We start from the raw sequence: 22,725 nt of genomic DNA on the forward strand, positions 1-22,725 counted from the left end.
CTCACTATGGGTAATGATAAATATCAATGATAGATAAAGTTATCTTATCGTTTGATTTACATCAAATTGCCTTTAGCTACAGACACTAAGGTGGCAGACATCGAAACGAGTATCAGAGGTGTCTATGAGTCACTCATCCGCTCCCGAAAGGGTTAATGGAGCTGTCATTACAGATTGGCGACCGGAAGATCCTGCGTTCTGGCAACAACGCGGTCAACGTATTGCCAGCCGCAACCTGTGGATTTCCGTTCCCTGTCTGCTGCTGGCGTTTTGCGTATGGATGTTGTTCAGCGCTGTTGCGGTGAACTTACCGAAAGTCGGTTTTAATTTTACGACCGATCAGCTATTTATGTTGACGGCGCTGCCTTCGGTTTCTGGCGCGTTGTTACGTGTTCCATACTCCTTTATGGTTCCTATCTTCGGTGGTCGTCGCTGGACGGCGTTCAGCACCGGTATTCTGATTATTCCTTGCGTCTGGCTGGGTTTTGCCGTGCAGGATACCTCCACGCCTTATAGCGTCTTCATCATCATCTCTCTGCTGTGCGGCTTTGCTGGCGCGAACTTCGCATCCAGTATGGCAAACATCAGCTTCTTCTTTCCGAAACAGAAGCAGGGTGGCGCGCTGGGTCTGAATGGTGGTCTGGGCAACATGGGCGTCAGCGTCATGCAGTTGGTTGCTCCGCTGGTGGTATCACTGTCGATTTTCGCAGTATTTGGTAGCCAGGGTGTCAAACAGCCGGATGGGACTGAGCTGTATCTGGCGAATGCGTCCTGGGTATGGGTGCCGTTCCTTGCCATCTTCACCATTGCGGCGTGGTTTGGCATGAACGATCTTGCTACCTCAAAAGCCTCCATCAAGGAGCAGTTGCCGGTACTCAAACGGGGTCATCTGTGGATTATGAGCCTGCTGTATCTGGCAACCTTCGGCTCCTTCATCGGCTTCTCCGCGGGCTTTGCGATGCTGTCAAAAACGCAGTTCCCGGATGTTCAGATTCTGCAATACGCTTTCTTCGGGCCGTTTATTGGTGCGCTGGCGCGTTCTGCAGGTGGTGCATTATCTGACCGTCTGGGCGGAACTCGTGTCACACTGGTGAACTTTATCCTGATGGCGATTTTCAGCGGCCTGCTGTTCCTGACCTTACCGACTGACGGACAGGGCGGAAGCTTTATGGCGTTCTTCGCAGTCTTCCTGGCGCTGTTCCTGACAGCTGGGCTGGGTAGTGGTTCCACTTTCCAGATGATTTCCGTGATCTTCCGTAAACTGACAATGGATCGCGTGAAAGCAGAAGGGGGTTCTGACGAACGTGCGATGCGTGAAGCGGCAACCGACACGGCGGCGGCGCTGGGTTTCATCTCTGCGATTGGCGCGATTGGTGGCTTCTTTATCCCGAAAGCGTTCGGTAGCTCGCTGGCATTAACGGGTTCGCCAGTCGGCGCAATGAAAGTATTTTTGATTTTCTATATCGCCTGCGTAGTGATTACCTGGGCGGTATATGGTCGGCATTCTAAAAAATAAATCTTAATATTTGATTATCCTTTGCGCGGCATGATGTCGCGCTTTTTTTATGCATCATTTAGTTACAACATACTAATGTTATATGGCTTATTTCGCCGGATTTCATTAAGAGCCATTAATATGTTACCCATGGGGAATACTCCTTAATACCCATCTGCATAAAATTCTTAATAGTTTAAATAACTACAGGTATAAAATGCCTTAATTTACAGTCTTTTATGCTGTAACTGTTAATTATCCTAAAGGGGTATCTTAGGAATTTACTTTATTTTTCATCCCCATCACTCTTGATCGTTATCAATTCCCACGCCGTTTCAGAGCGTTACCTTGCCCTTAAACATTAGCAATGTCGATTTATCAGAGAGCCGACAGGCTCCCACAGGAGAAAACCGATGAGTAAATTCCTGGACCGGTTTCGCTACTTCAAACAGAAGGGCGAAACCTTTGCCGATGGGCATGGCCAGCTTCTCAATACCAACCGTGACTGGGAGGATGGATATCGCCAGCGTTGGCAGCATGACAAAATCGTCCGCTCTACCCATGGGGTAAACTGCACCGGCTCCTGCAGCTGGAAAATCTACGTTAAAAACGGTCTGGTGACCTGGGAAACCCAGCAAACTGACTATCCGCGTACCCGTCCGGATCTGCCAAACCATGAACCTCGCGGCTGCCCGCGCGGTGCCAGCTACTCCTGGTATCTTTACAGCGCCAACCGTCTGAAATACCCGATGATGCGCAAACGCCTGATGAAAATGTGGCGTGAAGCGAAGGCGCTGCATAGCGATCCGGTTGAGGCATGGGCTTCTATTATTGAAGACGCCGATAAAGCGAAAAGCTTTAAGCAGGCGCGTGGACGCGGTGGTTTTGTTCGTTCTTCCTGGCAGGAAGTGAACGAACTGATCGCCGCCTCTAACGTTTACACCATCAAAAACTACGGCCCGGACCGCGTCGCTGGCTTCTCGCCAATTCCGGCAATGTCGATGGTTTCTTACGCATCGGGTGCTCGCTATCTTTCGCTGATTGGCGGTACTTGCTTAAGCTTCTACGACTGGTACTGCGACCTGCCTCCTGCATCTCCACAAACCTGGGGTGAGCAGACTGACGTACCGGAATCCGCTGACTGGTACAACTCCAGCTACATCATCGCCTGGGGGTCAAACGTGCCGCAGACGCGTACTCCGGATGCTCACTTCTTTACTGAAGTGCGTTACAAAGGCACCAAAACTGTTGCCGTCACACCGGACTATGCTGAAATCGCCAAACTGTGCGATCTGTGGCTGGCACCGAAACAGGGCACCGATGCGGCAATGGCGCTGGCGATGGGCCACGTAATGCTGCGTGAATTCCACCTCGACAACCCAAGCCAGTATTTCACCGACTATGTGCGTCGCTACACCGACATGCCGATGCTGGTGATGCTGGAAGAACGCGACGGTTACTACGCCGCAGGTCGTATGCTGCGCGCTGCCGATCTGGTTGATGCGCTGGGCCAGGAAAACAATCCGGAATGGAAAACTGTCGCCTTTAATACCAATGGAGAAATGGTTGCGCCGAACGGTTCTATTGGCTTCCGCTGGGGCGAGAAGGGCAAATGGAATCTTGAGCAGCGCGACGGCAAAACTGGCGAAGAAACCGAGCTGCAACTGAGCCTGCTGGGTAGCCAGGATGAGATCGCTGAGGTGGGCTTCCCATACTTTGGTGGCGACGGCACGGAACACTTCAACAAAGTGGAACTGGAAAACGTGCTGCTGCACAAGCTGCCGGTGAAACGCTTGCAACTGGCTGATGGCAGCACCGCACTGGTGACCACCGTTTATGATCTGACGCTGGCAAACTATGGTCTGGAACGTGGCCTGAACGACGTTAACTGTGCAACCAGCTATGACGATGTGAAAGCTTACACCCCTGCGTGGGCCGAGCAGATTACCGGCGTTTCTCGCAGCCAGATTATCCGCATTGCCCGTGAATTTGCTGACAACGCTGATAAGACCCACGGTCGTTCAATGATCATCGTTGGTGCTGGTCTGAACCACTGGTATCACCTCGATATGAACTATCGTGGTCTGATCAACATGCTGATTTTCTGCGGCTGTGTAGGTCAGAGCGGTGGCGGCTGGGCGCACTATGTAGGTCAGGAAAAACTGCGTCCGCAAACCGGCTGGCAGCCGCTGGCGTTTGCTCTTGACTGGCAGCGTCCGGCGCGTCACATGAACAGCACCTCTTATTTCTATAACCACTCCAGCCAGTGGCGTTATGAAACCGTGACCGCAGAAGAGTTGTTGTCGCCGATGGCGGATAAATCCCGTTATACCGGACATCTGATCGACTTTAACGTCCGTGCAGAACGTATGGGCTGGCTGCCGTCTGCGCCGCAGTTAGGCACTAACCCGCTAACTATCGCTCGCGAAGCGGAAAAAGCGGGCATGAATCCGGTGGATTACACCGTGAAATCCCTGAAAGAGGGTTTTATCCGTTTTGCGGCAGAACAACCAGAAAACGGTAAAAACCACCCGCGTAACCTGTTCATCTGGCGTTCTAACCTGCTCGGTTCTTCCGGTAAAGGTCATGAGTTTATGCTCAAGTACCTGCTGGGGACGGAGCACGGTATCCAGGGTAAAGACCTGGGTCAGCAGGGCGGCGTGAAGCCGGAAGAAGTGGACTGGCAGGACAACGGTCTGGAAGGCAAGCTGGATCTGGTGGTGACGCTGGACTTCCGTCTGTCGAGCACCTGTCTCTATTCCGACATCATTTTGCCGACGGCGACCTGGTACGAAAAAGACGACATGAATACTTCGGATATGCATCCGTTTATTCACCCGCTGTCTGCGGCGGTCGATCCGGCCTGGGAAGCGAAAAGCGACTGGGAAATCTACAAAGCCATCGCGAAGAAATTCTCCGAAGTGTGCGTTGGTCATCTGGGTAAAGAAACCGACATCGTCACGCTGCCTATCCAGCACGACTCTGCCGCTGAACTGGCGCAACCGCTGGATGTGAAAGACTGGAAAAAAGGCGAATGTGACCTGATCCCAGGTAAAACCGCACCGCACATTATGGTTGTAGAGCGCGATTATCCGGCAACTTACGAACGCTTTACCTCTATCGGCCCGCTGATGGAGAAAATCGGTAACGGCGGTAAAGGGATTGCCTGGAACACCCAGAGCGAGATGGATCTGCTGCGTAAGCTCAACTACACCAAAGCGGAAGGTCCGGCAAAAGGCCAGCCGATGCTGAACACCGCAATTGATGCGGCAGAGATGATTCTGACGCTGGCACCGGAAACCAACGGTCAGGTAGCCGTGAAAGCCTGGGCTGCCCTGAGCGAGTTTACCGGTCGTGACCATACGCATCTGGCGCTGAATAAAGAAGACGAGAAGATCCGCTTCCGCGATATTCAGGCGCAGCCGCGCAAAATCATTTCCAGCCCGACCTGGTCTGGCCTTGAAGATGAACATGTTTCTTACAACGCCGGTTACACCAACGTTCACGAGCTGATCCCGTGGCGTACGCTCTCTGGCCGTCAGCAGCTGTATCAGGATCATCAGTGGATGCGTGATTTCGGTGAAAGCCTGCTGGTTTATCGTCCGCCGATCGACACCCGTTCGGTGAAAGAAGTGATGGGCCAGAAATCTAACGGTAATCCGGAAAAAGCGCTCAACTTCCTGACACCGCACCAGAAGTGGGGTATCCACTCCACCTACAGCGACAACCTGCTGATGCTGACTTTAGGTCGCGGTGGTCCGGTGGTCTGGTTGAGTGAAGCCGATGCCAAAGAGCTGGGTATCGCCGATAACGACTGGATTGAAGTCTTCAACAGCAACGGTGCACTGACTGCTCGTGCGGTTGTCAGCCAGCGTGTTCCGGCAGGGATGACCATGATGTACCACGCGCAGGAACGTATCGTTAACCTGCCTGGTTCAGAAATCACCAGTCAGCGCGGCGGTATTCATAACTCGGTCACCCGTATCACGCCGAAACCGACGCATATGATCGGCGGCTATGCCCATCTGGCATACGGCTTTAACTACTACGGCACTGTAGGTTCTAACCGCGATGAATTTGTTGTAGTGCGTAAGATGAAGAACATTGACTGGTTAGATGGCGAAGGCAATGACCAGGTACAGGAGAGCGTAAAATGAAAATTCGTTCACAAGTCGGCATGGTGCTGAATCTGGATAAGTGCATCGGTTGCCACACCTGTTCAGTGACCTGTAAAAACGTCTGGACCAGCCGTGAAGGCGTGGAATACGCGTGGTTCAACAACGTGGAAACCAAGCCGGGCCAGGGCTTCCCGACAGACTGGGAAAACCAGGAGAAATACAAAGGCGGCTGGATCCGTAAAATCAACGGCAAACTGCAACCGCGCATGGGTAATCGCGCCATGCTGCTGGGTAAAATCTTCGCTAACCCGCATCTGCCGGGGATCGACGATTATTACGAGCCGTTCGATTTTGACTATCAGAACCTGCATACCGCGCCGGAAGGCAGCAAATCGCAGCCGATTGCCCGTCCACGTTCGCTGATTACCGGCGAACGGATGGCGAAAATCGAAAAAGGACCGAACTGGGAAGATGACCTGGGCGGTGAGTTTGACAAACTGGCGAAAGACAAGAACTTCGACAACATCCAGAAGGCGATGTATAGCCAGTTCGAAAACACCTTCATGATGTATTTGCCACGCCTGTGCGAACACTGCCTGAACCCGGCATGTGTGGCGACCTGCCCGAGCGGTGCGATTTACAAGCGTGAAGAAGATGGCATCGTCCTGATCGACCAGGACAAATGCCGCGGCTGGCGTATGTGCATCACCGGATGCCCGTACAAAAAAATCTACTTCAACTGGAAGAGCGGTAAGTCTGAGAAGTGCATCTTCTGCTATCCGCGTATTGAAGCCGGTCAGCCGACGGTGTGCTCTGAAACCTGTGTCGGTCGTATCCGTTATCTTGGCGTGCTGCTGTACGATGCCGACGCGATTGAACGTGCAGCCAGCACCGAGAACGAGAAAGATCTCTACCAGCGTCAGCTGGACGTGTTCCTCGATCCGAATGATCCGAAAGTCATCGAGCAGGCGATTAAAGACGGTATTCCGCTGAGCGTTATTGAAGCCGCACAGCAGTCGCCGGTTTATAAAATGGCGATGGAATGGAAACTGGCGCTGCCGCTGCATCCGGAATATCGCACGCTGCCGATGGTCTGGTATGTGCCACCTCTGTCGCCGATTCAGTCTGCGGCAGATGCGGGCGAGCTGGGCAGCAACGGTATTTTGCCAGACGTCGAAAGCCTGCGTATCCCGGTACAGTATCTGGCGAATCTGCTGACTGCCGGTGATACCAAACCGGTACTGCGCGCGCTGAAACGTATGCTGGCGATGCGTCATTACAAACGTGCTGAAACCGTTGACGGTAAAGTTGATACCCGTGCGCTGGAAGAGGTCGGTCTGACCGAAGCTCAGGCACAGGAGATGTACCGTTATCTGGCAATTGCCAACTACGAAGATCGCTTTGTGGTGCCGAGCAGTCACCGTGAACTGGCGCGGGAAGCCTTCCCGGAGAAAAATGGCTGTGGCTTTACCTTTGGTGACGGCTGCCACGGTTCAGATACCAAATTCAATCTGTTCAACAGCCGCCGTATCGATGCCATCGACGTGACCAGTAAAACGGAGCCGCACCCATGATCGAACTCGTGATTGTATCGCGTCTCCTTGAATATCCGGATGCTGCCTTATGGCAGCATCAACAAGAGATGTTTGAGGCGATTGCTGCGTCGGAAAATCTGTCGAAAGAGGATGCCCATGCGCTGGGCATTTTCCTGCGCGATTTAACAGCGCTGGATCCGCTGGATGCTCAGGCCCAGTACAGCGAACTGTTCGACCGTGGTCGCGCCACGTCGTTGCTGCTGTTTGAGCATGTTCACGGTGAATCCCGCGATCGCGGCCAGGCAATGGTTGACTTGTTGGCACAGTATGAGCAGCACGGTTTGCAATTGAACAGTCGTGAATTACCGGATCATCTGCCGCTGTATCTGGAGTATCTGGCGCAGCTGCCGCAAAGCGAAGCCGTGGAAGGTTTGAAAGATATCGCGCCGATTCTGGCGTTGCTGAGCGCGCGTCTGCAACAACGTGAAAGCCGTTATGCCGTGCTGTTTGATCTGCTGCTGAAACTGGCGAATACCGCTATCGACAGCGACAAAGTGGCGGAAAAAATTGCTGATGAAGCGCGCGACGATACGCCACAGGCGCTGGATGCCGTCTGGGAAGAAGAGCAGGTTAAATTCTTTGCTGACAAAGGCTGCGGTGATTCAGCAATCACTGCTCATCAGCGTCGCTTTGCCGGTGCCGTCGCGCCGCAATATCTGAATATCACCACCGGAGGACAGCACTAATGCAATTCCTGAATATGTTCTTCTTTGATATCTACCCGTACATAGCCGGGGCCGTCTTCCTGATTGGTAGCTGGCTGCGCTATGACTACGGGCAGTACACCTGGCGCGCGGCATCCAGCCAGATGCTGGATCGCAAAGGGATGAACCTGGCGTCGAACCTGTTCCATATCGGAATTCTGGGGATTTTTGTCGGCCACTTCTTCGGTATGCTGACGCCGCACTGGATGTATGAAGCGTGGTTGCCAATTGAAGTGAAACAGAAAATGGCGATGATTGCTGGTGGTGCCAGCGGCGTGCTGTGTCTGATTGGCGGCGTGCTGTTGCTGAAACGCCGCCTGTTCAGCCCGCGTGTGCGTGCAACGACTACCGGGGCGGACATCTTGATCCTGTCGCTGCTCGTTATCCAGTGCGCGTTGGGTCTGCTGACCATTCCGTTCTCCGCCCAGCATATGGACGGTAGCGAGATGATGAAACTGGTTGGCTGGGCGCAGTCGGTGGTGACCTTCCATGGTGGCGCTTCTCAACATCTTGATGGTGTGGCGTTTATCTTCCGTCTGCACCTGGTGCTGGGGATGACGTTATTCCTGCTGTTCCCGTTCTCGCGTCTGGTGCACATCTGGAGCGTACCGGTGGAGTATCTGACACGTAAGTACCAGCTGGTGCGCGCTCGTCACTAAGCGAATTTTAGTTCACATAGACCCTGCTTCGGCGGGGTTTTTTTATGGGCACGGTGCGGAGTGATTCGCTTATCTGACCTACAGGGGAGGATATTGTAGGTCCGGTAAACGCGGTGCCACGGGGCAAATTAGCTTGAAGTAACAGGTTTTGAGTATTTAAGGGTGTGATGGTGGTGGGGAAGGATTACTCAGCGCTGCGCGCTTCGCCCTACGGGTCGTTGCCTGCGGCAATGCTCTCTCGCTGGCGCTCGAGTCGAACCTTAGTCGAAGCTTCTCATCCTTCCCCGCATGGGCAGAATATTCAGTTACGGATTCGTTTGAGAGTTCACGGACTCTTGAAAAGTGATGGTGGTGGGGGAAGGATTACTCAGCGCTGCGCGCTTCGCCCTACGGGTCGTTGCCTGCGGCAACGCTCTCTCGCTGGCGCTCGAGTCGAACCTTGGTCGAAGTTTCTCATCCTTCCCCGTATGGGCAGAATATTTAATTGCGGATTTGTTGGGGATTTCAGGAACTTTTGAAAGTGATGGTGGTGGGGGAAGGATTACTCAGCGCTGCGCGCTTCGCCCTACGGGTCGTTGCCTGCGGCAACGCTCTCTCGCTGGCGCTCGAGTCGAACCTTGGTCGAAGTTTCTCATCCTTCCCCGTATGGGCAGAATATTTAATTGCGGATTTGTTGGGGATTTCAGGAACTTTTGAAAGTGATGGTGGTGGGGGAAGGATTACTCAGCGCTGCGCGCTTCGCCCTACGGGTCGTTGCCTGCGGCAACGCTCTCTCGCTGGCGCTCGAGTCGAACCTTAGTCGAAGCTTCTCATCCTTCCCCGCATGGGCAGAATATTTAATTGTGGATTTGTTGGGGATTTCAGGAACTTTTGAAAGTGATGGTGGTGGGGGAAGGATTCGAACCTTCGAAGTCGATGACGGCAGATTTACAGTCTGCTCCCTTTGGCCGCTCGGGAACCCCACCAGGGATAATTCAAATTTTGATGTAATGCTTGAGATGGTGGTGGGGGAAGGATTCGAACCTTCGAAGTCGATGACGGCAGATTTACAGTCTGCTCCCTTTGGCCGCTCGGGAACCCCACCACGGGGTAATGCTTTTTACTGGCCTGCTCCCTTGTGGGGAAGCGGGGCGCATCATATCAAATGACACGCCGCTGTAAAGGGTTACGTTGAGAAAAATGAACTGGTTGCGTAATTTTCATCCGTAACGGATTAAAGGCAACCAGTTCTATTTTGCCAGCGATTAAAGAATAATCGTCCGGTTACCGTAAACAAATACACGCTGCGCCAGCACTTTGTAAAGCGCGCGGCTTAATACGTTTTTCTCGACATCACGACCTGCACGCATCATATCTTCAGCCGTGTATGTATGATCGACATGAATAACGTCCTGCATGATGATTGGGCCTTCATCCAGATTGTCATTCACATAGTGAGCGGTTGCACCAATAATCTTCACGCCACGCTCATAGGCCTGGTGATAGGGACGTGCACCGATAAACGCTGGCAGGAATGAATGGTGAATATTGATAATTTTATTCGGGAAGCGTGCTACGAACTCTGGCGTTAATACGCGCATATACTTCGCCAGCACCACGTAGTCAGGCTGATAAGCATCAATGGCATCCGCCATCTTTTGATCGTGCTCGTTGCGACTTAATCCTTCATGACTTACCAGCTCAAACGGAATATCAAAACGCTCAACCAGAGAACGTAAAGTATCGTGGTTACCAATAACTGCCGCGATTTCGACATCCAGGCCGCCGTAATTGGCTTTCATCAACAAATCGCCAAGGCAATGCGCCTCTTTAGTGACCAGAATCACTATCCGGCGACGACCGGCAGGATTCAGCTCACGTACGGAGCCTTCTGGCAATGCGCTGTCGAGATCCGCCAGCAGGGTGGAATCATTAAAAATGCCTTCCAGTTCCGTGCGCATAAAAAAGCGCCCGGTACGGTGATCAACAAATTCATTGTTCTGCACGATATTTAACTCGTGCTTGTAGCAAATATTGGTAATACGGGCGATCAGACCTTTTTGGTCCGGACAAATAGTACGCAGAACTTTACGTTGGAGTGAATGCATTGCTGGAAAAACCTTGTTGAGAGTGTTTGCTAAACCGTACCGTCAACCATTATTGGCCGCAGCACTTTTTAAATTTTTTACCTGAACCACAAGGGCAGGGATCGTTGCGGCCAAACTGCGGACGTGTACCGTCAATATAGTACCATTGACCGTTTTCTTTCAAAAATCGCGAACGCTCAATTATTGCACCTGTTTTGCCACCTTCGGTAAATCGAGCAACAAAACTGACAAATCCGATATTGTCGCCGTCCTGCCAACAATGTTCAAATACGGTCAATCCCAACCATTCAGTATGCGCAAATCCGGCAATCAATTCGGCACGTAACGCCGCCGCTCCACAAGATGGATGCCAGGTCTTTATTAAATAATCTGCGTCTTGCATCACAAAAGCGCAGTAACGCGAACGCATGAGATGTTCTGGATCAGGTGCAACCTTTTCACCAGACACATAAGGGTGGCAACATAGGCTATACTCGACAGCACTACCACAGGGACAAAGCTGAGACACAAATAATCTCCCTGGAAACAATAACGGCGTATTAACCGCCTGAGTAGCACTATGTTAACCGAGCAGTAGCGATGTTGCTACGATTGCATTCCAGGGGAATCTTGCGGGAATAATGAGAAAGATAAAAATAGGGCTGGCGCTGGGATCTGGCGCGGCGAGAGGTTGGTCGCATATTGGCGTTATTAATGCGCTAAAAAAAATGGGTATTGAAATTGATATCGTTGCAGGATGCTCAATTGGTTCGCTGGTGGGCGCGGCCTATGCATGCGATCGATTATCTGCGCTGGAAGATTGGGTAACCTCTTTCAGTTATTGGGATGTTTTACGCCTGATGGATCTCTCCTGGCAGCGCGGTGGGTTACTGCGCGGCGAGCGTGTCTTCAATCAATATCGCGAAATAATGCCGGAAACAGAGATCGAAAATTGTTCCCGTCGCTTCGCGGCTGTTGCCACCAATTTAAGTACTGGGCGCGAATTATGGTTTACTGAAGGCGATCTCCATCTTGCTATTCGTGCATCATGCAGTATTCCAGGACTAATGGCACCCGTTGCGCATAACGGCTACTGGCTGGTTGATGGGGCAGTAGTTAACCCAATTCCTATTTCGCTCACGCGTGCATTGGGTGCTGATATTGTGATAGCGGTCGACCTGCAGCACGATGCTCATTTGATGCAACAAGATCTGCTCTCCTTTAATGTCAGTGAAGAAAATAGCGAGAATGGTGATTCTCTGCCGTGGCATGCGCGTCTGAAAGAAAGGTTGGGCAGCATAACGACACGTCGGGCGGTGACAGCGCCAACGGCAACAGAGATTATGACCACTTCTATCCAGGTGCTGGAGAACCGCCTTAAAAGAAACCGCATGGCAGGTGATCCGCCCGATATTCTGATTCAACCTGTTTGCCCGCAAATATCTACGCTTGATTTCCATCGCGCGCACGCTGCCATTGCGGCTGGGCAGCTGGCAGTGGAAAAGAAAATGGACGAACTTTTGCCGTTGGTACGCACCAACATTTGACCAGAATTTTTATCTACACTTAAGTTAATTCTGACAGGCGCAGGTGGCAATAGCATGCCACTATTGAGTAAAGCCAGTCAGGGGAGAGAACATGACGCAGCCATTGGTCGGAAAACAGATTCTCATTGTTGAAGATGAGCAGGTATTTCGCTCGCTTCTGGATTCGTGGTTTTCCTCATTGGGAGCGACAACGGTACTAGCGGCTGATGGGGTGGATGCCCTTGAGTTGCTGGGAGGTTTCACTCCAGACCTGATGATATGTGATATCGCGATGCCACGAATGAACGGGCTTAAACTGCTGGAACATATACGCAACAGAGGTGACCAGACACCGGTTCTGGTGATATCTGCCACTGAAAATATGGCAGATATTGCCAAAGCGTTACGTCTGGGCGTTGAAGATGTTTTGCTGAAACCAGTTAAAGATCTGAATCGCTTGCGCGAGATGGTTTTTGCCTGTCTCTATCCCAGCATGTTTAATTCCCGCGTTGAGGAAGAGGAGAGGCTTTTTCGAGACTGGGATGCAATGGTTGATAACCCTGCCGCAGCGGCGAAATTATTACAGGAATTGCAACCGCCGGTTCAGCAGGTGATTTCCCATTGCCGGGTTAATTATCGTCAATTGGTTGCCGCGGACAAACCCGGCCTGGTGCTTGATATTGCCGCACTTTCGGAAAACGATCTGGCATTTTATTGCCTTGATGTCACCAGAGCTGGACATAATGGCGTACTTGCTGCCTTGTTATTACGCGCATTGTTTAACGGATTATTACAGGAACAGCTTGCACATCAAAATCAACGGTTGCCAGAGTTGGGCGCGTTATTGAAGCAGGTAAACCATTTACTCCGTCAGGCCAATCTGCCGGGGCAGTTTCCGCTATTAGTTGGCTATTATCATCGCGAACTGAAAAATCTCATTCTGGTTTCTGCGGGTCTGAATGCGACGTTAAATACTGGCGAACACCAGGTGCAAATCAGTAATGGTGTTCCGTTAGGCACTTTAGGTAACGCTTATTTGAATCAATTGAGCCAGCGATGCGATGCCTGGCAATGCCAAATATGGGGAACCGGTGGTCGGCTTCGCTTGATGTTGTCTGCAGAATGAGCAAACGATAACGCGGGCTAAATTTGCATTACCTGCTAATGTCGGCTGGTGGTACTATCGTCGCCATTCGTATAAGTAATTGTCTTAATTATGCTAACTCGCCTCCTTTTCAGAACTTAGCCCCTTCGGGGTGCTGATATACTGGGATGCGATACAGAAATATGAACACGTTCAAAACACGAACAGTCCAGGAGAATTTAAATGGCTGCCATTAATACGAAAGTCAAAAAAGCCGTTATCCCCGTTGCGGGATTAGGAACCAGGATGTTGCCGGCGACGAAAGCCATCCCGAAAGAGATGCTGCCACTTGTCGATAAGCCATTAATTCAATACGTCGTGAATGAATGTATTGCGGCTGGCATTACTGAAATTGTGCTGGTTACTCACTCATCTAAAAACTCTATTGAAAACCACTTTGATACCAGTTTTGAACTGGAAGCAATGCTGGAAAAACGTGTAAAACGTCAACTGCTTGATGAAGTGCAGTCTATTTGTCCGCCGCACGTGACTATTATGCAAGTTCGTCAGGGGCTGGCGAAAGGCCTGGGACACGCGGTATTGTGTGCTCACCCGGTAGTGGGTGATGAACCTGTGGCTGTTATTTTGCCTGACGTTATTCTGGACGAATATGAATCCGATTTGTCACAGGATAACCTGGCAGAGATGATCCGCCGCTTTGATGAAACGGGTCATAGCCAGATCATGGTTGAACCGGTTGCTGATGTGACCGCATATGGCGTTGTGGATTGCAAAGGCGTTGAATTAGCGCCGGGTGAAAGCGTACCGATGGTTGGCGTGGTTGAAAAACCAAAAGCGGATGTTGCGCCGTCTAATCTCGCTATTGTGGGTCGTTACGTTCTTAGCGCGGATATTTGGCCGTTGCTGGCAAAAACCCCTCCGGGTGCTGGTGATGAAATTCAGCTCACCGACGCAATTGATATGCTGATCGAAAAAGAAACGGTGGAAGCCTATCATATGAAAGGGAAGAGCCATGACTGCGGTAATAAATTAGGTTACATGCAGGCCTTCGTTGAATACGGTATTCGTCATAACACCCTTGGCACGGAATTTAAAGCCTGGCTTGAAGAAGAGATGGGCATTAAGAAGTAACTTCCGTATCGGTGTTATCCACGAAACGGCGTTGAGCAATCGACGCCGTTTTTTTATAGCTTATTCTTATTAAATTGTCTTAAACCGGACAATAAAAAATCCCGCCAATGGCGGGATTTTAAGCAAGTGTCATCTACAAAAGATTATTGCTTGATCAGGAAATCGTCGAGGGATTTACCTTGCTCATCCATTGCTTTTTTGATTACAGCTGGAGTACGACCCTGGCCAGTCCAGGTTTTAGTTTCGCCGTTTTCGTCAACGTAGCTGTATTTTGCCGGACGCTGAGCGCGTTTAGCTTTGGTGCCAGATTTAACGGCAGCAAGGCTATTCAGCAGTTCGTTCGGGTCAATACCGTCAGCGATCAGCATTTCGCGATATTGTTGCAGTTTACGAGTGCGCTCTTCAACTTCAGCAGCAGCCGCGCTTTCTTCTTCGCGACGTTCGTTAACAACAACTTCTAATTTTTCCAGCATTTCTTCCAGCGTTTCAAGTGTACATTCTCTTGCCTGCGCACGAAGAGTACGGATGTTGTTCAGAATTTTAAGTGCTTCGCTCATTGTAGTAATCTCAAACTTATATTGGGGTGGTTTGTTGAGGTAATAATAGAGCCTTAAATTCAGTTGTGCAATAGCCAGGAATGTAAGGAATTCAAAATTGTTCTTTATTTTGTGCCGCCAATAAATATCTTTTCATAAAATTAGCCAGAAAAGACGCGGCATATAGCCCTATTTGCGCCGATGATTTCGCAGCACGTGAGGTTAAAACTTCCTGATTCATGTCACATTTTATGGGGAGATTATCGTAGGCTGACGACCTTTCAGTCTTCTGTATTAGTCGTGTTTACGAGAATTCCCTATTAAGCGAATGATGAAAAGTAGAACAGTCGCAATAAGAGCAGGGACTTAGTATTGCACTATCTCCAGGAGGTCAACAGAGGGCTATTACTTGCGCAACAGGTTAAAGATTGTGAATAGTTACCAGCAGTCATTTACCCGCTTATAACAAGCGAGGCAGTTGTAATGATAGCTCAGAAGGATTATGCAAGGCTTCGTAAGGGAGAACGCATATACCACTTCTATGCATACTGTTGAGCTGAAAAACTGACGAATTATGATAAACTCCAGCCAACTTTATTTCATATCATTGAGGGCCTGTGGCTGATGGCACAGCTATATTTCTACTATTCCGCAATGAATGCGGGTAAGTCTACAGCATTGTTGCAATCTTCATACAATTACCAGGAACGCGGCATGCGCACTGTCGTATATACGGCAGAAATTGATGATCGCTTTGGTGCCGGGAAAGTCAGCTCGCGTATAGGTTTGTCATCGCCTGCAAAATTATTTAACCAAAATTCATCATTATTTGATGAGATTCGTGCGGAACATGAACAGCAGGCAATTCATTGCGTACTGGTTGATGAATGCCAGTTTTTAACCAGACAACAAGTATATGAATTATCGGAGGTTGTAGATCAACTCGATATACCCGTACTTTGTTATGGTTTACGTACCGATTTTCGAGGTGAATTATTTATTGGCAGCCAATACTTACTGGCATGGTCCGACAAACTGGTTGAATTAAAAACCATCTGTTTTTGTGGCCGTAAAGCAAGCATGGTGCTGCGTCTTGATCAAGCAGGCAGACCTTATAACGAAGGTGAGCAGGTGGTTATTGGTGGTAATGAACGCTACGTTTCTGTATGCCGCAAACACTATAAAGAGGCGTTAGAAGTCGGCTCATTAACGGCTATTCAGGAAAGGCATCGCCACGATTAATAAGAATTTCTTTACTGACAGGGTGAGCAGGGCGCTTTTATCCTGTCAGTTCATTTTACGTACTTCATCCGGTGTATATACCCTTCTCGGCAGTTCTTTAACGCCACTATACCCCTCACAGATCGCTTTTACAGTGACGTTGACTTGTGACCTGTAAAGTACAATATCGCTGTGTGTAGGCGTTATACATCGCCGTAAATATGATGAAGGCAAATGCTGTCGGTTTATGGGAAAGTTGCTTTGGGTAAAACAAAAAAACGGCCCCAGAAGGGACCGTTTATGTTGCCAGACAGCGCTACTTATTAAGCGGATTTCTTCGCTTTTTTCTCAGCTTTAGCCGGAGCGGCTTCTTTTTTCGCTGCAGTTTCACCTTCTACATAATCACGACCGTAGTAGGTATCCAGCAGAATCTGTTTCAGCTCGGAGATCAGTGGGTAACGCGGGTTAGCGCCGGTGCACTGGTCATCGAATGCATCTTCAGACAGTTTATCCACATTCGCCAGGAAGTCTGCTTCCTGAACGCCAGCTTCACGGATAGATTTCGGAATACCCAGTTCAGCTTTCAGCGTTTCCAGCCATGCCAGCAGTTTCTCGATCTTAGCAGCAGTACGGTCGCCCGGTGCGCTCAGACCCAGGTGGTCAGCAATTTCAGCATAACGACGGCGAGCCTGCGGACGGTCATACTGGCTGAATGCAGTCTGCTTGGTCGGGTTGTCATTCGCGTTGTAGCGAATAACGTTACAAATCAACAGGGCGTTTGCCAGACCGTGCGGAATATGGAACTGGGAACCCAGTTTGTGCGCCATTGAGTGACATACACCCAGGAAGGCGTTCGCAAACGCGATACCCGCGATAGTTGCTGCACTGTGAACACGTTCACGCGCTACCGGATTTTTAGATCCTTCGTGGTAGGACGCTGGCAGATATTCTTTCAGCAGTTTCAGTGCCTGCAGAGCCTGACCATCAGAGAACTCAGATGCCAGTACAGAAACATAAGCTTCCATGGCGTGAGTGACTGCGTCCAGACCACCGAAAGCGCACAGGGACTTCGGCATGTCCATAACCAGGTTGGCATCGACAATCGCCATATCCGGGGTCAGCGCATAGTCTGCCAGCGGATATTTCTGACCAGTAGCGTCGTCAGTTACAACCGCAAACGGAGTGACTTCAGAACCTGTACCAGAAGTGGTGGTGACAGCGATCATTTTCGCTTTCACGCCCATTTTCGGGAACTTGTAGATACGTTTACGGATATCCATAAAGCGCAGCGCCAGTTCTTCGAAGTGAGTTTCCGGATGTTCGTACATGACCCACATGATCTTCGCGGCGTCCATCGGGGAACCACCACCCAGCGCGATAATCACGTCTGGTTTGAAGGAGTTTGCCAGTTCTGCACCTTTACGAACGATGCTCAGAGTCGGGTCAGCTTCAACTTCGAAGAAGACTTCTGTTTCAACGCCAGCTGCTTTCAGTACAGAGGTGATCTGATCAGCATAACCATTGTTGAACAGGAAGCGGTCAGTCACGATGAGCGCACGTTTGTGGCCATCAGTAATCACTTCATCCAGCGCGATTGGCAGGGAGCCACGGCGGAAGTAGATAGATTTCGGAAGTTTGTGCCACAACATGTTTTCAGCTCGCTTAGCAACGGTTTTCTTGTTGATCAGGTGTTTCGGACCAACGTTTTCAGAGATGGAGTTACCACCCCAGGAACCACAACCCAGAGTCAGGGAAGGTGCGAGTTTGAAGTTATACAGGTCACCGATACCACCCTGAGACGCCGGGGTGTTGATCAGAATACGGGCCGTTTTCATTTTCTGACCGAAGTAGGCAACGCGAGCCGGTTGGTTATCCTGGTCAGTGTACAGGCAAGAGGTATGACCGATGCCGCCCATAGCAACCAGTTTCTCTGCTTTTTCTACCGCGTCTTCGAAATCTTTAGCGCGGTACATTGCCAGAGTTGGGGACAGTTTTTCATGTGCGAACGGTTCGCTTTCATCAACAACGGTCACTTCACCGATCAGAATCTTGGTATTTTCTGGTACAGAGAAGCCTGCCAGTTCAGCAATTTTATAGGCTGGCTGACCAACGATAGCTGCGTTCAGTGCGCCGTTTTTCAGGATAACGTCCTGAACTGCTTTCAGCTCTTTGCCCTGCAGTATGTAACCGCCGTGGGTAGCGAAACGCTCACGTACCGCGTCATAAACAGAGTCAACTACAACAACAGATTGTTCAGAAGCACAGATTACGCCGTTGTCGAAGGTTTTAGACATCAGTACAGATGCAACTGCACGTTTGATATCAGCAGTTTCATCGATAACGACTGGAGTGTTACCCGCGCCTACGCCGATAGCTGGTTTACCGGAGCTGTATGCGGCTTTAACCATACCCGGACCACCGGTCGCGAGGATCAGGTTGATGTCTGGGTGGTGCATCAGCGCGTTAGACAGTTCAACCGAAGGTTGATCGATCCAGCCGATCAGATCTTTCGGAGCACCGGCAGCGATAGCAGCCTGCAGAACGATATCAGCTGCTTTGTTGGTTGCATCTTTTGCACGCGGGTGCGGGGAGAAGATAATGGCGTTACGGGTCTTCAGGCTAATCAGCGATTTGAAGATAGCCGTTGAAGTCGGGTTAGTGGTCGGAACGATACCGCAAATAATACCGATTGGTTCAGCGATAGTGATGGTACCAAAAGTGTCGTCTTCAGACAGAACACCACAGGTTTTTTCATCTTTATAGGCGTTGTAGATATATTCAGAAGCAAAGTGGTTTTTGATTACTTTATCTTCGACGATACCCATGCCGGATTCGGCAACGGCCATTTTCGCGAGTGGGATTCGAGCATCTGCAGCTGCCAGGGCGGCGGCGCGGAAGATTTTGTCTACTTGCTCTTGAGTGAAACTGGCATATTCACGCTGGGCTTTTTTTACACGCTCTACGAGTGCGTTAAGTTCAGCGACATTAGTAACAGCCATAATGCTCTCCTGATAATGTTAAACTTTTTTAGTAAATCATCTGCTCGAATACGAGAGTATAGTCAGTGCGGTGATGATTTGCTTAACCGATGAAAATCAAAAGCTTACTCGCGCTCACACTCACTGTGATTTACTAAAAGAGTTTAAACATTAGAGCTATTTATCTCTAATGCGTCACTTCCAGGTGGCGTAAGCAAGATTACTCACTTCTGGGTACTGATTACGTGATCCAAATCAAATTTTTGCGAAGCTGACACCTTTCAGCATCGCTTTTCGCCATTATAGCTAACAGTTAATAAATTGTAGTATGGTTTGTTGGTTACATTAGCATGTTTTGTACAACTAGATAACAATAACGAATGATAGCAATTTTAAGTAGTTAGGAGGTGAAAAATGCGGTTAAAAGGCGTATTGTCAGCGCGTCTTTTTAACCTTTTTATGGCTAACATTATCCGGCTTTTGCTTCGGAGCTAACCGTGATTCAGACCCTTTTTGATTTTCCCGTTTACTTCAAATTCTTCATCGGGTTATTTGCGCTGGTCAACCCGGTTGGGATTATTCCCGTCTTTATCAGCATGACCAGTTATCAGACAGCGGCAGCGCGAAACAAAACGAACCTTACAGCCAACCTGTCTGTGGCCATTATCTTGTGGATCTCGCTTTTTCTCGGCGACACGATTCTACAGCTTTTTGGTATATCAATTGATTCGTTCCGTATCGCCGGTGGCATCCTGGTGGTGACGATTGCGATGTCGATGATCAGCGGCAAGCTCGGCGAGGATAAACAGAACAAGCAAGAAAAATCAGAAACCGCGGTACGTGAAAGCATTGGTGTAGTGCCATTGGCGTTGCCGTTGATGGCGGGGCCAGGGGCGATTAGTTCCACCATCGTCTGGGGTACGCGTTATCACAGTATTAGCTATCTATTTGGTTTCTTTGTGGCTATTGCATTGTTTGCTTTATGCTGCTGGGGATTGTTCCGCATGGCACCGTGGCTGGTACGGGTTTTACGCCAGACCGGCATCAACGTGATTACGCGTATTATGGGGCTATTGCTGATGGCGTTGGGGATTGAATTTATCGTTACTGGTATTAAGGGGATTTTCCCCGGCCTGCTTAATTAATTCCTTTCAAATGAAACGGAGCTGACATGCTCCGTTTTTTCGTCATTATTTTTACTTTGTTCCCGCGCAGTTATCAAAAGCAAAAGGAATAGGTAAGAATATTCCTCTGAAATTACAGTTATTTATAAGGATTTCCTTAACTGCTTCGCCTCACCATCATGTTATTTTCGCCACATCATAATCCTGGGCTTGCTGAAGAATAATTGAAATGATATTAGTAATTCCACTGCCTTTGGTAGAGGAAAGTGCTAAATAATAATCATTTGTTAAATTATTGTGTATTTCACGACTTAATCTATAGCCAGAAAAGATAGACATGCTTAACAGTTCTCTATTTGATTGAATTGAAAGATGTTTGTTAAATCATGGACGCGCGCTGTAGATTCTGACATTGTCAATAAAAGAGAATTGCTTAACAATTTTGCAAAATGTATTGGCGAGTAAGAAGCGCATTTGGTACTTTCCGACCAACCGCCAGGCGATTTTTATTGGTAATGAGAATAATTAACAATTAAAGAGCGTCGCAAAAGAATAATGTGTCTCGACAGGGGAGACACAGTACGAATCGACATAAGGTGATCGTCTGAATCACCAGAATAAATAAAGTCGGTGATAGCAATCCGTAACGATAAAGTAACCTGACAGCAGAAAGTCTCCGAGCCTGTGCAGGGTCCCAATCCGGGATTACACATGCTGGTTAATACCAGTAATTATAATGAGGGAGTCCAAAAAACAATGACCAACATCACCAAGAGAAGTTTAGTAGCAGCTGGCGTTCTGGCTGCGCTTATGGCAGGGAATGTCGCGCTGGCAGCTGATGTACCCGCAGGCGTCACACTGGCGGAAAAACAAACGCTGGTACGTAACAATGGTTCAGAAGTTCAGTCATTAGATCCGCATAAAATTGAAGGTGTTCCGGAGTCTAATATCAGCCGAGACCTGTTTGAAGGCTTACTGGTCAGCGATCTTGACGGTCATCCGGCACCTGGCGTCGCTGAATCCTGGGATAATAAAGACGCGAAAGTCTGGACCTTCCATTTGCGTAAAGATGCGAAATGGTCTGATGGCACGCCAGTCACAGCACAAGACTTTGTGTATAGCTGGCAACGTTCTGTTGATCCAAACACCGCTTCTCCGTATGCCAGTTATCTGCAATATGGGCATATCGCCGGTATTGATGAAATTCTTGAAGGGAAAAAACCGATTACCGATCTCGGCGTGAAAGCTATTGATGATCACACATTAGAAGTCACCTTAAGTGAACCTGTTCCGTACTTCTATAAATTACTTGTTCACCCATCAACTTCACCGGTGCCAAAAGCCGCTATCGAGAAATTCGGCGAAAAATGGACCCAGCCTGGTAATATCATCACCAACGGTGCCTATACCTTAAAAGATTGGGTCGTAAATGAACGAATCGTTCTTGAACGCAGCCCAACCTACTGGAACAACGCGAAAACCGTTATTAACCAGGTAACCTATTTGCCTATTGCTTCTGAAGTTACCGATGTCAACCGCTACCGTAGTGGTGAAATCGACATGACTTATAACAACATGCCGATCGAATTGTTCCAGAAGCTGAAAAAAGAGATCCCGGACGAAGTTCACGTTGATCCGTACCTGTGCACTTATTATTACGAAATTAACAACCAGAAACCGCCATTCAACGATGTACGTGTGCGTACCGCACTGAAACTGGGTATGGACCGCGATATCATTGTTAATAAAGTGAAAGCGCAGGGCGACATGCCCGCCTATGGTTACACTCCACCGTATACTGATGGCGCAAAATTGACTCAGCCGGAATGGTTTGGCTGGAGCCAAGAAAAACGTAACGAAGAAGCGAAAAAACTGCTGGCTGAAGCGGGTTATACCGCAGACAAACCGTTGACCATCAACCTGTTGTATAACACCTCCGATCTGCATAAAAAGCTGGCGATTGCTGCCTCTTCATTGTGGAAGAAAAACATTGGTGTAAACGTCAAACTGGTTAACCAGGAGTGGAAAACGTTCCTCGACACCCGTCACCAGGGCACTTTTGATGTGGCCCGTGCAGGCTGGTGTGCAGACTACAACGAACCAACTTCCTTCCTGAACACCATGCTGTCGAACAGCTCGATGAATACCGCGCATTATAAGAGCCCGGCCTTTGACAGCATTATGGCGGAAACGCTGAAAGCGACTGACGAGGCGCAGCGCACAGCTCTGTACACTAAAGCAGAACAACAGCTGGATAAGGATTCGGCCATTGTTCCTGTTTATTACTACGTGAATGCGCGTCTGGTGAAACCGTGGGTTGGTGGCTATACCGGCAAAGATCCGCTGGATAATACCTACACCCGGAATATGTACATTGTGAAGCACTAATGGCAATACGTGGGGCAGGAGTGTCCTGCTCCACGGTGTCTGATTTTTATCGCATTACAGAAGGCACAGGCCAGAAGGT

The 22,725-nt window shown here is 49.5% G+C and carries 16 protein-coding genes, 2 tRNA genes and 4 other RNA genes; 11 read left to right on the forward strand and 11 right to left on the reverse strand.

Annotated features, from left to right (window positions below; all coding sequences use genetic code 11):
* Positions 1-124 precede the first annotated feature (124 nt).
* The 5 genes from narK (at position 125) to narI (ending at position 8,571) form a co-directional block, all read left to right on the forward strand.
* A complete protein-coding gene (gene narK / locus BEB42_RS11315; protein ID WP_000019856.1) occupies positions 125-1,516 on the forward strand; it encodes a nitrate transporter NarK in 1,392 nt (463 codons plus the stop codon).
* A 392-nt stretch (positions 1,517-1,908) separates the two neighbouring features.
* Positions 1,909-5,652, forward strand: coding sequence for a nitrate reductase subunit alpha (locus tag BEB42_RS11320; protein ID WP_000032952.1), 3,744 nt, complete (start codon positions 1,909-1,911; stop codon positions 5,650-5,652).
* Entirely contained in the window at positions 5,649-7,187 is a 1,539-nt protein-coding gene (gene narH, locus BEB42_RS11325; protein WP_000702650.1) for a nitrate reductase subunit beta, read from the forward strand. Before BEB42_RS11320 ends, narH begins: the two co-directional genes overlap by 4 nt.
* Entirely contained in the window at positions 7,184-7,894 is a 711-nt protein-coding gene (gene narJ / locus BEB42_RS11330; RefSeq protein ID WP_000571676.1) for a nitrate reductase molybdenum cofactor assembly chaperone, read from the forward strand. Before narH ends, narJ begins: the two co-directional genes overlap by 4 nt.
* Positions 7,894-8,571, forward strand: coding sequence for a respiratory nitrate reductase subunit gamma (gene narI / locus BEB42_RS11335; protein ID WP_001160117.1), 678 nt, complete (start codon positions 7,894-7,896; stop codon positions 8,569-8,571). Before narJ ends, narI begins: the two co-directional genes overlap by 1 nt.
* A 168-nt stretch (positions 8,572-8,739) precedes the next feature.
* Here narI and BEB42_RS11340 read toward each other — a convergent pair.
* The 8 genes from BEB42_RS11340 to BEB42_RS11375 form a co-directional block, all read right to left on the reverse strand.
* Positions 8,740-8,870: non-coding RNA, RtT sRNA (locus BEB42_RS11340), on the reverse strand.
* Between the two features lie 47 nt (positions 8,871-8,917).
* Positions 8,918-9,049, reverse strand: a non-coding RNA gene (locus tag BEB42_RS11345) — RtT sRNA.
* Positions 9,050-9,095: 46 nt separating this feature from the next.
* Positions 9,096-9,227: non-coding RNA, RtT sRNA (locus BEB42_RS11350), on the reverse strand.
* Positions 9,228-9,273: 46 nt separating this feature from the next.
* Positions 9,274-9,405, reverse strand: a non-coding RNA gene (locus tag BEB42_RS11355) — RtT sRNA.
* A 46-nt stretch (positions 9,406-9,451) separates the two neighbouring features.
* Positions 9,452-9,536 (reverse strand) — tRNA-Tyr (locus BEB42_RS11360).
* Positions 9,537-9,570: 34 nt separating this feature from the next.
* Positions 9,571-9,655 (reverse strand) — tRNA-Tyr (locus tag BEB42_RS11365).
* Between the two features lie 160 nt (positions 9,656-9,815).
* Complete coding sequence (purU, locus tag BEB42_RS11370; RefSeq protein ID WP_000555849.1) at positions 9,816-10,658, reverse strand: formyltetrahydrofolate deformylase; 843 nt, start codon at positions 10,656-10,658, stop codon at positions 9,816-9,818.
* A 49-nt stretch (positions 10,659-10,707) separates the two neighbouring features.
* On the reverse strand, positions 10,708-11,166 hold the full coding sequence (locus BEB42_RS11375; protein ID WP_001602321.1) for a YchJ family protein: 459 nt from the start codon (positions 11,164-11,166) through the stop codon (positions 10,708-10,710).
* Positions 11,167-11,278: 112 nt separating this feature from the next.
* On the opposite strand from BEB42_RS11375, the gene rssA reads away from it, so the two are divergent.
* From rssA to galU, 3 genes are all read left to right on the forward strand, one after another.
* Positions 11,279-12,184, forward strand: coding sequence for a patatin-like phospholipase RssA (gene rssA, locus BEB42_RS11380; RefSeq protein WP_001226469.1), 906 nt, complete (start codon positions 11,279-11,281; stop codon positions 12,182-12,184).
* Between the two features lie 91 nt (positions 12,185-12,275).
* The gene (rssB, locus tag BEB42_RS11385) at positions 12,276-13,289 is read left to right on the forward strand and encodes a two-component system response regulator RssB (RefSeq protein ID WP_000193447.1); all 1,014 of its coding nucleotides are present in this window, start codon (positions 12,276-12,278) and stop codon (positions 13,287-13,289) included.
* 201 nt (positions 13,290-13,490) lie between these two features.
* Positions 13,491-14,399: a UTP--glucose-1-phosphate uridylyltransferase GalU gene (galU, locus tag BEB42_RS11390; RefSeq protein ID WP_000718995.1), complete on the forward strand. Its 909-nt coding sequence runs from the start codon at positions 13,491-13,493 to the stop codon at positions 14,397-14,399.
* Positions 14,400-14,542: 143 nt separating this feature from the next.
* Here galU and hns read toward each other — a convergent pair whose 3' ends face one another.
* The gene (gene hns / locus BEB42_RS11395; RefSeq protein WP_001287378.1) at positions 14,543-14,956 is read right to left on the reverse strand and encodes a histone-like nucleoid-structuring protein H-NS; all 414 of its coding nucleotides are present in this window, start codon (positions 14,954-14,956) and stop codon (positions 14,543-14,545) included.
* A 603-nt stretch (positions 14,957-15,559) separates the two neighbouring features.
* Between hns and tdk the strand changes: the two genes are divergently transcribed.
* Positions 15,560-16,177: a thymidine kinase gene (gene tdk, locus BEB42_RS11400; protein ID WP_000068076.1), complete on the forward strand. Its 618-nt coding sequence runs from the start codon at positions 15,560-15,562 to the stop codon at positions 16,175-16,177.
* Positions 16,178-16,479: 302 nt separating this feature from the next.
* Here tdk and adhE read toward each other — a convergent pair whose 3' ends face one another.
* The gene (adhE, locus tag BEB42_RS11405) at positions 16,480-19,155 is read right to left on the reverse strand and encodes a bifunctional acetaldehyde-CoA/alcohol dehydrogenase (protein WP_000301634.1); all 2,676 of its coding nucleotides are present in this window, start codon (positions 19,153-19,155) and stop codon (positions 16,480-16,482) included.
* A gap of 476 nt (positions 19,156-19,631) precedes the next feature.
* On the opposite strand from adhE, the gene ychE reads away from it, so the two are divergent.
* A complete protein-coding gene (ychE, locus tag BEB42_RS11410; RefSeq protein WP_000616773.1) occupies positions 19,632-20,279 on the forward strand; it encodes an NAAT family transporter YchE in 648 nt (215 codons plus the stop codon).
* Positions 20,280-20,435: 156 nt separating this feature from the next.
* On the opposite strand, the gene BEB42_RS26385 is transcribed toward ychE, so the two are convergent.
* Positions 20,436-20,597, reverse strand: coding sequence for a hypothetical protein (locus BEB42_RS26385; protein WP_000021855.1), 162 nt, complete (start codon positions 20,595-20,597; stop codon positions 20,436-20,438).
* A gap of 417 nt (positions 20,598-21,014) precedes the next feature.
* Between BEB42_RS26385 and oppA the strand changes: the two genes are divergently transcribed.
* The gene (oppA, locus tag BEB42_RS11415; RefSeq protein WP_001317786.1) at positions 21,015-22,646 is read left to right on the forward strand and encodes an oligopeptide ABC transporter substrate-binding protein OppA; all 1,632 of its coding nucleotides are present in this window, start codon (positions 21,015-21,017) and stop codon (positions 22,644-22,646) included.
* Positions 22,647-22,725 lie beyond the last annotated feature (79 nt).

It is taken from the genome of Escherichia sp. MOD1-EC5990, from assembly GCF_002965285.1.
Taxonomy (GTDB): Bacteria; Pseudomonadota; Gammaproteobacteria; order Enterobacterales; family Enterobacteriaceae; genus Escherichia; species Escherichia coli_F.

Coding starts and splice junctions, on each gene's coding strand:
- narK (WP_000019856.1), top strand. CDS start 125: ATGAGTCACTCATCCGCTCCCGAAAGGGTTAATGGAGCTGTCATTACA.
- BEB42_RS11320 (WP_000032952.1), top strand. CDS start 1,909: ATGAGTAAATTCCTGGACCGGTTTCGCTACTTCAAACAGAAGGGCGAA.
- narH (WP_000702650.1), top strand. CDS start 5,649: ATGAAAATTCGTTCACAAGTCGGCATGGTGCTGAATCTGGATAAGTGC.
- narJ (WP_000571676.1), top strand. CDS start 7,184: ATGATCGAACTCGTGATTGTATCGCGTCTCCTTGAATATCCGGATGCT.
- narI (WP_001160117.1), top strand. CDS start 7,894: ATGCAATTCCTGAATATGTTCTTCTTTGATATCTACCCGTACATAGCC.
- purU (WP_000555849.1), bottom strand. CDS start 10,658: ATGCATTCACTCCAACGTAAAGTTCTGCGTACTATTTGTCCGGACCAA.
- rssA (WP_001226469.1), top strand. CDS start 11,279: ATGAGAAAGATAAAAATAGGGCTGGCGCTGGGATCTGGCGCGGCGAGA.
- rssB (WP_000193447.1), top strand. CDS start 12,276: ATGACGCAGCCATTGGTCGGAAAACAGATTCTCATTGTTGAAGATGAG.
- galU (WP_000718995.1), top strand. CDS start 13,491: ATGGCTGCCATTAATACGAAAGTCAAAAAAGCCGTTATCCCCGTTGCG.
- hns (WP_001287378.1), bottom strand. CDS start 14,956: ATGAGCGAAGCACTTAAAATTCTGAACAACATCCGTACTCTTCGTGCG.
- tdk (WP_000068076.1), top strand. CDS start 15,560: ATGGCACAGCTATATTTCTACTATTCCGCAATGAATGCGGGTAAGTCT.
- adhE (WP_000301634.1), bottom strand. CDS start 19,155: ATGGCTGTTACTAATGTCGCTGAACTTAACGCACTCGTAGAGCGTGTA.
- BEB42_RS26385 (WP_000021855.1), bottom strand. CDS start 20,597: ATGTCTATCTTTTCTGGCTATAGATTAAGTCGTGAAATACACAATAAT.
- oppA (WP_001317786.1), top strand. CDS start 21,015: ATGACCAACATCACCAAGAGAAGTTTAGTAGCAGCTGGCGTTCTGGCT.